Origin of the sequence: Pseudomonas sp. NPDC087804 (assembly GCF_044742965.1) — a bacterium.
GTDB lineage: Bacteria > Pseudomonadota > Gammaproteobacteria > Pseudomonadales > Pseudomonadaceae > Aquipseudomonas > Aquipseudomonas rustica.
Genome location: NZ_JBIUVN010000012.1, coordinates 18,887 through 31,400 on the forward strand (window position 1 = coordinate 18,887; position 12,514 = coordinate 31,400).

Annotated in this window: 1 protein-coding gene; it reads left to right on the forward strand. The window is 62.6% G+C overall.

Annotated features, from left to right (window positions below):
* Window positions 1-63 precede the first annotated feature (63 nt).
* A complete protein-coding gene (locus ACIOMO_RS16625; RefSeq protein ID WP_401242138.1) occupies window positions 64-12,513 on the forward strand; it encodes a non-ribosomal peptide synthase/polyketide synthase in 12,450 nt (4,149 codons plus the stop codon).
* Window position 12,514: the final 1 nt, after the last annotated feature.

A 12,514-nucleotide genomic window follows, 5' to 3' on the forward strand; every position in this document is an offset into this window, starting at 1 on the left:
GCATTCGTTTTATAGGGACGACGTGCCTTTGTGCTGCCTGCCTACTGATCCGGATGCCAAGAAATGAATGCAGAAGACTCCCTGAAACTCGCTCGCCGGTTTATCGGGTTGCCCCTGGAAAAGCGCCAGATGTTCCTCGCTGCCTTGCAGAGGGAAGGGGTGGATTTTTCGCGGTTTCCGATTCCGGCCGGGGTCGAGGCCGAGGATCGGCAGGCGCTGTCTTATGCCCAGCAACGCATGTGGTTTCTCTGGCATCTGGATCCGCAGAGCAGCGCGTACAACCTGCCGGCGGCGGTGCGCCTGAGCGGGCGACTTAATCAGCCGGCGCTGGAGCAAGCGTTCGCCAGCCTGATCGAGCGCCATGAAACCTTGCGCACGGTGTTCCAGCAGCAGCCCGATGACAGCCTGCTGCAAGTGCCGCTGCAAAAACCGCTGGAGATCCAGCGCGTCGACCTCAGCGATTTACCCGCTGCCGAACGTGAATTACGCGTAGCTGCAGCAGCCGAAGAGCAATCGCTGCTGCCGTTCGATCTCGCCAACGGCCCACTGCTGCGCGTGCGTCTGTTGCATCTGGCCGAGCAGGAACACGTGCTTCTGCTGACCCTGCACCACATCGTTTCCGACGGCTGGTCGATGAACGTGTTGATCGACGAATTCTGTCGCTTTTACGATGCCCACGATCAGGGGCACGTGGCCGAGCTGGCGCCGATGCCGGTGCAGTACAGCGATTACGCGCTGTGGCAGCGGCGTTGGCTGGAGGCGGGAGAGCAGCAGCGTCAACTCGATTACTGGCTGGCGCAAATGGGCGACGAGCATCCGGTGCTGGAGCTGCCGCTCGACCGTCCGCGTCCGGTTCTGCCGAGCAATCGCGGCCGTCGCCACGAGCACGTAGTGGAGGCGGCGCTGGTCGAGCAATTGCGCGGCGTCGCCCGGCAGCATGGCGTCACGCTGTTCATGCTGTTGCTCGGCACCTTCAATATTCTGCTGCACCGTTACACCGGGCAGACCGACCTGCGCGTCGGTGTGCCCATCGCCAATCGCAATCGCCGCGAGATCGAAGGCCTGATCGGATTCTTCGTCAACACTCAGGTTCTGCGCGTGCAACTGGATGGCCAGACACCATTCGCGGATCTGCTCAGCGCGCTCAAGGAAACCGCGCTCGGTGCTCAGGCGCATCAGGATCTGCCGTTCGAACGGCTGGTCGAGGCACTGAAACTGGAACGCAGCCTGAGTTACAACCCGCTGTTCCAGGTGATGTACAACCACCAGCCGGAAGTCGCTGACGTCACCACCCTCAAGGTCGGCAGCGGTCTGGAACTCGGCGTGATCGAATGGGAAAGTCGCAGCACCCAGTTCGACCTGAGCCTGGACACCTACGAAAAGGGCGGCCAGTTGCACGCTGCGTTCACCTACGCCAGCGACCTGTTCGACGGCGCAACCATCGAACGCATGGCGCGGCACTGGACGCATCTGCTGCACAGCATCGTCAGCGATCCACAACAGCGGGTTGGCGAGATCGGTTTGCTGCAAGCGCAGGAGCTTGAGCAACTGACTCAGGACTGGGGGCGTCACGACACGACCTGGCCGAGCGAGCGCCCGGTGCATGAGCTGTTCGAAGCGCAGGCCGCGCAAACACCTGATGCCATCGCGCTGATTTTCGGGGGTAAACAACTCACTTATGCGCAGCTCAACGCCCGCGCCAATCGTCTGGCTCGCACATTGCTGGCGCAGGGCGTCGGCACGGAAGTGCTGGTCGGTGTTGCGCTTGATCGCGGGCTGGAGCTGATTGTCGCCATTCTCGCCGTGCTCAAGGCTGGCGGCGCGTATGTGCCGCTGGATCCGCAATACCCGCGCGACCGCTTGCTGTGCATGATCGAAGACAGCGGCAGTCGTTTGCTGCTGACGCAAAGCCATTTACTCGAACGTCTGCCGGTGCCGCACAACGTGCGCAGCCTGTGCCTCGATCAAGCCGAAGCGTGGGAATTTACCGACGACAGCAATCCGCAACGCGCGGTGTGGGCGGATAACCTCGCCTATGTGATGTTCACGTCGGGCTCCACCGGCCGCCCTAAAGGCGTCGGCATCAGCCACGGTGCACTGAGCAAACACGCCTTCGCTTCGCAGCATTACTACGCCTTGAGCGCCGCCGATTGCGCGCTGCAATTCGCCACGTTCAATTTCGATGCCTTCGGCGAGCAACTGTTTGGCCCGCTGACCTGCGGCGCCTCGGTGGTGCTGCGCGGCAACGAAGTCTGGGACAGCGAAACCCTGTATCGAAATATCGTCGCGCACGGCATCACGGTCATGGACTTGACCACCGCTTACTGGAACATGATTGCCAAGGAATTCGCCGCCGCCGGCCCGCGTGATTACGCCGCGCTGCGTCAGGTTCACAGCGGTGGTGAAGCAATGCCGCCGGAAGGTGTGCAGGCCTGGCGCCTGGCAGGGCTGGAGCACGTCAAGTTGCTCAACACCTACGGCCCGACCGAAGCGACGGTCACGGCGACCACGCTGGATTGCAGCGATTACGTGTTCGGTCGTCAGCCGTTGCCGCTGACCATGCCGATAGGTCAGCCATTGCCGGGACGTCATGCCTATCTGCTGGATGCCGACGCTCAGCCGACGCCGATTGGCGTGGTTGGTGAACTGCTGATTGGCGGTGAGTTGCTGGCGCGGGGTTACTTCCAGCGCGCGGATTTGACCGCTGAACGTTTTATCCCCGATCCGTTTTCCACTAACGGCGCACGTCTTTACCGCACCGGCGACCTTGCGCGTTTCAACGCCAATGGCCAGATCGAATACGTTGGCCGCGTTGACCATCAAGTAAAAATCCGTGGCTTCCGTATCGAACTGGGCGAAGTCGAAGCGCGCCTGTTAGAACTCGATGCCGTCAAAGAAGCCGTGGTGCTGGCAGTGCAGGGTGGCAGCAGCCTGCAACTGGTAGCGTACGTGGTGCCGAAAGACACCGCTGTGGTTGCCGCTTCAACTGAGGCCCAAGGCGCCGCGCGCGAAACGATCAAGGCGCAGCTAAAAGACAGCCTGCCGGATTACATGGTGCCGACGCAGCTGTTGTTCCTCGGTGCATTGCCGCTGAGCCCCAACGGCAAACTCGATCGTAAAGCACTGCCGGCGCCGGACGCCAACCAGATGCAGCAAGCGTTTGTCGCGCCGCGCAGTGAGCTGGAACAGAAAATCGCAGCCATCTGGCAGGACGTGCTCAAGCTCGAACAGGTCGGTCTGACCGACAACTTCTTCGAGCTGGGCGGTGACTCGATCATCTCGATTCAAGTGGTCAGTCGTTCGCTTCAGGCCGGGATTCATTTCAGCCCGCGCGACCTGTTCCAGCATCAGACCGTGCAAGGTCTGGCCAGCGTCGCCCAGCAAGGCAACGTCGCTGTAAGCATCGATCAAGGCCCGGTCAGCGGTGAGTTGCCGCTGCTGCCGATCCAGCAGACGTTCTTCGCCGACGACATTCCTCAGCGTCACCACTGGAACCAGGCAGTGCTGCTGCGCAGTCATCAACTTCTGAATGCCGAGGCGCTGTTGCAAGCGCTGAATGCCTTACTGGTGCAGCACGATGCTTTGCGGTTGCGCTTCGTCGAAAGCGCTGAGGGTTGGCGTGCAGAAGTGGCGCCGGTCGCGACGGATCCTGAGCTGTTGTGGACGGCTGACCGTGTCGACGCTGATGATCTGCACGGGCTGTACGCCAAGGCCCAGCAAAGCCTGAACCTGCAAAACGGCCCGCTGTTGCGCGCGGTACTGGCGACCGTCGCCGATGGCAGTCAGCGTCTATTGCTGGCCGTGCATCACTTGGCGGTGGACGGTGTTTCGTGGCGGATTTTGCTCGAAGATTTGCAACAGGCTTATCAGCAAGCAGTGCAAGGCACGAGCATCAAACTGCCGGCCAAAACCAGTTCGTACAAGGCTTGGGGCGAGCATCTGCAAGCCTATGCCGCGACTGACGCGGTGCAGGGCGAGCTGCGTTTCTGGCAGCAACAACTCGACGGCGCGGCGCTGGATCTGCCGTGCGACAACCCGCAGGGCAGCTTGCAAAGTCGCCACGCTCAGGTGCTGCACAGTCGCCTCGACAAAACTTTCACCCAGCAACTGCTGCAACAGGCGCCGGCGGCTTATCGCACGCAGGTCAACGACCTGTTGCTGACGGCGCTGGCGCGGGTGATCTGCCGCTGGAGCGGTCACGCCGACACGCTGATTCAACTGGAAGGTCACGGTCGCGAAGACCTGTTCGACGACGTCGACCTGACCCGCACCGTCGGCTGGTTCACCAGCCTGTTCCCGGTGCGCCTGACCCCAGCGGATTCGCTGGCGGACGCGATCAAGCAGATCAAGGAACAACTGCGCGCGATCCCCAACAAGGGCATCGGTTTTGGCGTGCTGCGTTACCTCGGCGACGACGCGGCGCAAGCCTCGCTCAAAACGCTGCCGCTGCCGCGCATCACCTTCAACTACCTCGGCCAGTTCGACGGCAGTTTCGATGCCGAGGAGGGCGCACTGTTCAGTCCGGCCGGTGAGCGCGCCGGGCTGGAGCAAAGTCTCGATGCGCCGCTGGACAACTGGCTGGGCATCGAAGGCCAGGTGTACGACGGTGAACTCGACCTGCGCTGGACGTTCAGCCGCGAGCAGTTCAACGAGGCGACCATCGCCCGTCTGGCCGACGAATACACTGCTGAACTGCAAGCGTTGATCAGCCATTGCTGCCTGCCGGAAAGCATGGGCATCACGCCGTCGGATTTCCCGCTGGCGCACATCGCTCAGGCGCAACTGGATGCGATCGCAGTGCCAGCCGCCGGCATCGAAGACATCTATCCACTGTCGCCGATGCAGCAGGGCATGCTGTTCCACACCTTGTACGAACAGGGCACCGGCACTTACATCAACCAGCTCTGCGTCGATGTCGACGGCCTCGACCCCGAGCGTTTTCGTGCGGCGTGGCAAGCGACCATGGACGCCCACGACATCCTGCGCAGCGGTTTTATCTGGCAGGGTGAATTGCAGGAGCAACTGCAGATCATCCATCGCCGCCTCGAGTTGCCGTACACCTTGCTCGACTGGCGCGCACGCCCTGACATCGCGCAGGCACTGAAGGATTTCACGGCTGCCGATCTGGCGCAGGGCTTCGATTTGACCGCGGCCGGCCTGCTGCGCGTAACGCTGATTCAAATCGCCGATCAGCGTCATCACTTGATCTTCACCAACCACCACATCCTCATGGACGGCTGGAGCAGCGCGCAGATGCTCGGCGAAGTGCTGCAGCGTTATGCCGGCCAGCAACCGCCGCGTCCGCTGAGCCGTTACGCCGATTACATCCAGTGGCTGCAACGTCAGGACGGCGCCGTCAGCGAAGCGTTCTGGCTGGCACAACTGGCCGACTTCCATGAGCCAACCGTGCTGGCGCAAGCGGCGGCGGGCGGCGGTGAGGTGCGTGCCGAGCGCGGGCATGCGCTCAAGCATTACTCACTCGACGCAGCGCGTACGCAACGCCTGAACGAGTTTGCCCGGCAGCAGAAAGTCACCGCCAACACCTTGGTGCAAGCCGCGTGGTTGCTGCTGTTGCAGCGTTACACCGGCAGCGCTTGCGTGGCGTTCGGCACTACAGTTGCCGGACGTCCGGCGGAACTGGTTGGCATCGAGCAGCAAGTCGGTTTGTTCATCAACACCTTGCCGGTGATCGCCGGTTCGCGTCCGGATCAAAGCGTAGCCGCATGGCTGGCGGCGGTGCAGGCGCAGAACCTCAGCCTGCGCGAGTTCGAACACACGCCGCTGGCGAACATTCAGCGTTGGGCCGGGCAGGGCGGCGAGTCGTTGTTCGACACGCTGCTGGTGTTCGAAAACTTCCCGATTTCCGAGGCGCTGCAACACGGCACCGCGCAAGGCGTGGTGTTCGGCGAAGTGGCCAACCAGGATCAGACGCACTACCCGCTGACGTTGGGCGTGACGCTGGGTGAAACCCTCGCGTTGCACATGAGTTTTGATCAGGCGCATTTCAGTGTCGCGACTGTCGAGCGTCTCAGCGCGCAACTGCTGCATCTGCTTGAGCAATTCGCCGAATCCGCCGAGCGTCGTCTCGGTGAAATCGCCTTGGCAGCGGCTGAGGAACACACCCGGCAGATCCTCGAAAACCAACCGCAGGCGTACCCGGTCGATCTCGCTGTGCATCAACGCTACGCCCGATTGGCGGCGCAACAGCCGGATCGCACCGCAGTGATTTTCGACGGCCAACACTTCAGCTACGGCGACATCGATGCTCGCGCCAACCGTCTCGCCCATGAACTGGTGGCGCGTGGCGTTGGCGCCGAGGTGCGTGTCGGTGTCGCGCTGCCGCGCAGCGAAGGTTTGATTGTCGCGCTGCTGGCGGTGCTCAAGGCCGGTGGTGCCTATGTGCCGCTGGACACCAGTTACCCGCGCGAGCGGCTGGCGTATCTGATGGAGGATTCCGGTCTGGCGCTGTTGCTGACCGATTCGCGGGTGGCGGCGCAATTGCCGATCGCTGACACCCTGACCGTGCTGGAACTCGATCACCTCGACCTCAGCGCGCACCCGGCGCAGGCACCGATCGTGGCGCTGGATCCGCACAACCTTGCGTATGTGATTTACACCTCGGGTTCCACCGGCAACCCGAAAGGCGTCAGCGTCAGCCACGGCCCGCTGGCCATGCACTGTCTGGCCATCGGTGAGCGCTACGAAATGCGCGACAGCGATTGCGAATTCCATTTCATGTCGTTCGCCTTCGACGGCGCCCACGAGCGCTGGCTGACCAGCCTGACCCATGGCGGCTCGTTGCTGATTCGCGACGACAGCTTGTGGACGCCGGAGCAGACCTACAACGCGATGATCGAGCACGGCGTGACCGTGGTCGCGTTCCCGCCGGTGTACTTGCAACAACTGGCCGAGCACGCCGAACGCGTCGGCAATCCGCCCAAGGTGCGTATCTACTGCTTCGGTGGCGATGCGGTGCCGAATGCCAGTTTCGAACGGGTCAAGCGGGCGCTGAATCCCGAGTACATCATCAACGGTTACGGCCCGACCGAAACCGTGGTCACGCCGCTGATCTGGAAGGCCGCTCGCGACGAGCCGTGTGGCGCCGCGTACGCGCCAATCGGCAGCCGCATCGGTGATCGCAGCGCCTATGTGCTGGACGCCGATCTGAATCTGTTGCCGCAAGGCATGGCCGGTGAGTTGTATCTGGGCGGCAGCGGTGTGGCGCGGGGTTACCTGAACCGCCCGGCGATGACCGCCGAGCGTTTTGTCGCTGACCCGTTCAGCCGCAACGGCGGCGTGCTGTATCGCACCGGCGACCTGGTGCGCCAGCGCGCTGACGGCACGTTCGACTACCTGGAACGTATCGACAATCAGGTGAAAATCCGTGGTTTCCGCATCGAACTCGGCGAGATCGAAGCCAGTCTGCAAGCCCTTGATGGCGTGCGCGAAGCGGTGGTTGTGGCGCAGGAAAGCGCCGGCAGCAAACGCCTGGTCGCCTACGTGGTCAGCGATTCGCCGCGCGAAGATTTTGCCGAGCAACTGCGTGAGCAGCTCAAAGCAACGCTGCCGGCGCACATGGTTCCAGCCTACGTTTTGCGTCTGGAGCGCATGCCGCTGACCCCGAACGGCAAACTCGATCGCAAGAACCTGCCGAAGCCGGATGTCAGCCAATTGCAGCAAGTCTATGTCGCGCCGCAAAGCGCGCTGGAGCAGCAACTGGCGACGATCTGGCAGGACGTGTTGAAGCTGGAACGCGTCGGCCTCAGCGATAACTTCTTCGAGCTGGGCGGCGATTCGATCATCTCGATTCAAGTGGTCAGCCGTGCCCGTCAGGCCGGTTTGCGCTTTACCCCGAAGGATCTGTTCCAGCATCAGACCATTCAGGCGCTGGCCGCCGTGGTGCAAACCGGCGAGCCGCTGCAACTGATCGATCAACAACCGGTGACCGGTGCAACGGCGCTGCTGCCGATTCATCAATGGTTCTTCGCCCAGCCGATTCCTGATCGTCATCACTGGAACCAATCGGTGATGCTCAAACCGACCCAGGCACTCGACGCGCAAGTGCTCGAACAAGCACTGGACGCACTGGTCGCGCATCACGACAGTCTGCGTCTGGACTTTGCCGAACAGGCGCAAGGCTGGTCGGCGCAGTACCGCGATGTCGCGACGCAAGCGGGCGAAACCGTGCTGTGGCAAGTCGAGGTCGCCGATGTCGCGGCGCTCGAAGCGCTGGGCAATCAGGCTCAGCGCAGCCTGCAACTGAGTGACGGTTCGCTGATCCGCGCGGTGCTGGCAAACCTCGCCGATGGCACTCAACGCTTGTTATTGGTGGTTCACCACTTGGTGGTCGACGGCGTGTCGTGGCGGATTCTGTTCGAAGATCTGCAGAGCGCTTATCGGCAGATTCTGGCGGGTGCGACTGTGCAACTGCCGGCCAAAACCAGTGCGGTCAAAGCCTGGGCCGAGGCGCTGCAAGACTACGCCGCGAGTGCGCCGCTGCAGGCCGAACTGGGTTTCTGGCAGCAACAACTGCAAGGCGCCTCGACTGAGTTGCCTTGCGACAACCCGCACGCCGGTCAGCAACACAATCAGGCGCAATCGATCCGCACGCAACTGAACAAAACCCTGACCCGTCAGCTGTTGCAGGAAGCCCCGGCGGCCTACCGCACGCAAGTCAACGACCTGCTGCTGACCGCGCTGGCGCGAGTGATGGTGCGCTGGACGGGTGACGACAGTGTGCTGGTGCAACTGGAAGGGCATGGTCGCGAAGACCTGTTCGACAACGTCGATCTGACCCGCACCGTTGGCTGGTTCACCAGCGTGTTCCCGGCGCGATTGGCGCCGGTCGCCGACCTCGGCGCTTCGCTGAAGCAGATCAAGGAGCAACTGCGCGCGATCCCCAACAAAGGCATCGGTTTCGGTGCCCTCGCGCACCTTGGCGACGCCGCTGCACAGCAAGCGCTGCAAGCCTTGCCGAAACCGCGCCTGACCTTCAACTACCTCGGCCAGTTCGACGGCAGCTTCGATGCCGGCGACGACGCCTTGTTCGTGCCGACCAGCGAATCCGGCGGCGAAGAAGTCAACATGGCCGGCCCGCTGGGCAGCCCGTTGGCGCTGGACGGCAAAGTCTTCGGCGGTGAGCTGGATCTGAGCTGGACGTTCAGCAGCGAGATGTTCAACCCGGCGACGATCCAGCGTCTGGCCGACGATTACCTGCAAGAGCTCACCGCACTGATCGCGCATTGCTGCGACAGCGCCAACCGTGGCGTGACCCCTTCGGACTTCCCGCTGGCGACGCTGACGCAGGCGCAACTCGACGTGTTGGTGCAACAAGCGCAGTCCGTCGATGACATCTACCCGCTGTCGCCGATGCAGCAGGGCATGCTGTTCCACACCTTGCTCGAACAGGGCGGTGGCGATTACATCAACCAGATGCGTCTGGACGTCGACGGCGTTGATCCGCAGCGTTTCCGCGCGGCGTGGCAAGCGGTGGTCGATGCGCACGACATTCTGCGCACCGGGTTCTTCTGGCAGGGCGATCTGGATCAACCCGTTCAAGTTGTGCAGCGCCATCTGGAGGTGCCATTCCGCGTGCTCGACTGGAGCGCTCAGACTGATCTGGACGCGGCACTGCAAACCCTTGCCGATGACGAGCGCGCACAAGGCCTGGATTTGAGCGCTGCGCCGTTGATGCGCCTGGTCTTGGTGCGCATTGCTGCCGATCGTCATCACTTGATTTACACCAACCATCACATCCTGATGGACGGCTGGAGCAGCGCGCAGTTGCTCGGTGAAGTGTTACAGCATTACAGCGGTGAAACGGTGGCGCGGCCGAGTGGGCGTTATCGCGATTACATTGGTTGGTTGCAGCGTCAGGACGCCGGTGCCGCGCAAGCCTTCTGGCTCGAGCAATTGCGTGAACTGGATGAGCCGGTGCGTCTGGCGCAGGTGTTTGCGGCGCCGACGCAAAACGTCGAGCCTCACGCTTATGCGCAGCATCGGGTGCAGCTGGATTCGGAACAGACTCAGCGTTTGAGCGACTTTGCCCGCGATGCAAAAGTGACGGTCAACACGCTGGTGCAAGCGGCCTGGCTGCTGCTGTTGCAACGTTACTGCGGCAAATCCTGCGTGGCGTTCGGCGCGACGGTGTCGGGGCGTCCGGCGGATCTGCTCGGTGTAGAACAGCAGATCGGGCTGTTCATCAACACCTTGCCGGTCATCGCCAGCCCGCGTCCGGAGCAGCGTCTCGGCGACTGGTTGCACGGCGTGCAGGCGCAGAACCTTGCATTGCGTGAGTTCGAACACACTGCGTTGTTCGACATTCAGCGCTGGGCGGGATTGGGCGGTGAGGCGCTGTTCGACACTATTCTGGTGTTCGAGAACTACCCGATTTCCGAGGCGCTGGAACAGAGCTCGCCGCAAGGCCTGCGTTTCGGTGCCGTGGATAACCTGGAGCAAACCAACTATCCGCTGACGCTGTCGGTCAATCTCGCTGCCGAGCTGGCGGTGCAATTCAGCTATCAGTGCGCACAGTTTGCTCCTGCTTCGGTCGAGCAGATGGGCCTGCACCTGCAACGCTTGATGCTGCAAATGATCGACGGCAGCGAGCGTGCACTGGGTGAATTGAATCTGCTCGACGCCGCCGAAACCAATCAGCAACTGTTGACGTGGAATGCCAGCGCAGCGCCTTGGCCCGAGTCGCGCTGCATCCACCGATTGATCGAAACGCGCGCCAGCCAGACGCCTGACGCGACAGCGCTGGTGTTCGGTGAGCAATGTCTGACTTACGCCGAGCTGAATGCGCAGGCCAACCGTCTGGCCCATCGCCTGATTGCCCAAGGGGTTGGCCCGGATCGTCTGGTCGGCATCGCTTTGGAGCGCGGCGTGGAGATGATTGTCGGCTTGCTGGCGATCCTCAAGGCCGGTGGCGCTTACGTGCCGCTGGATCCGCAATACCCGAGCGAGCGTTTGGCGCACATGATCGAAGACAGCGGTTTGCAGTTGTTGCTGACTCAAGCGTCGTTGCTGCAAGTGCTGCCAATTCCGGCCGGTGTGCAGACGCTGGTGCCGGGCTCCCTCGAAGAACCGATCAGCGCTGCACAGGCGGCTAATCCGCAGGTGGCGGTCGACGGCGATAACCTCAGCTATGCGATCTACACCTCGGGGTCGACCGGCAAGCCGAAGGGCGTGATGGTGCGCCACGCGGCACTGGTCAATTTTGTCGCGAGCATGGCCCGTGAGCCGGGGCTTGTGGCGACTGACCGCGTGCTGTCGCTGACCACGTTCTCCTTCGATATTTTCGGGCTCGAGTTGTACGGCGCGCTGTTCAGCGGGGCTTGCGTGGTGCTGGTGGACAAGCAGAGTGCGCACGACCCGCAGGCGCTGCTGCAGATCATCGATCAACAGCAGGTCAGCGTGGTTCAGGCGACGCCGTCGACCTGGCGGATGTTGCTTGATCATCCACAGGCTGCGCGGCTCGCGGGGCGTAAATGCCTGTGTGGCGGTGAAGCGCTGGCCGAGGATCTGGCCGCACGTCTGCTGAAGGTCGCCGGCCAAGTCTGGAACCTTTACGGGCCGACGGAAACGACGATCTGGTCAGCGGCTTATCAACTGACGGCCGAGCAGCGCCAGCCTTACCTTGGTGGGCCGATTGCCAACACCACGCTGCACATTCTCGGCGAACACTTTGCGCCAAACCCGGCCGGTGTGATCGGTGAATTGCTGATCGGTGGCGATGGTCTTGCGCGGGGTTATCACGAGCGGCCGGCGCTGACCGCCGAGCGCTTCCTGCCCGATCCGTTCGGCACCGGTGCGCGGCTGTACCGCACCGGTGACCTGGCGCGTTATCGCGCTGACGGGGTGATCGAGTACCTCGGGCGCGTTGACCATCAGGTGAAAATTCGGGGCTTCCGCATCGAGCTGGGTGAAATCGAAGCCTGCCTGTTGGCCCAGCCGTCGATTCGCGAAGCTGCGGTGGTGGCACAGGAAGGGCCGGGTGGCTTGCAACTGGTGGCCTACCTGATTGCGGCGAAGCCAGAGGACGCCGAGCTCGCAGCCCTGCGCGACGCGTTGAAATCGGCACTGGCACCGTTACTGCCCGACTACATGATGCCGGCGCACTGGATGCTGCTGGAACGTTTCCCGCTGACCCCCAACGGCAAGCTCGACCGCAAGGCGTTGCCGCTGCCGGACGCCAACCAATTGCTGCGCACCTACGTGGCGCCGGATGGGGCGCTGGAACACAGCGTGGCCGCCATCTGGCAAGACGTGCTCAAACTCGACCGGGTAGGGCGCGACGACAACTTCTTTGAACTGGGTGGACATTCACTGTTGGCGACTCAGGCCACCGCGCGCCTGCAACTGGAGCAAGGGGCGGCGGTGCCGCTGGACCTGCTGTTCCGCACCGCATCGCTGCGCGAGTACGCCGAACAACTGGCTGTTCACCTGACACCTCACTCCAGCGAAGACCTGAGTGAGATGCATGATTTCCTGGCAGACCTGGAGACCCTTTGAA

Coding starts and splice junctions, on each gene's coding strand:
- ACIOMO_RS16625 (WP_401242138.1), top strand. CDS start 64: ATGAATGCAGAAGACTCCCTGAAACTCGCTCGCCGGTTTATCGGGTTG.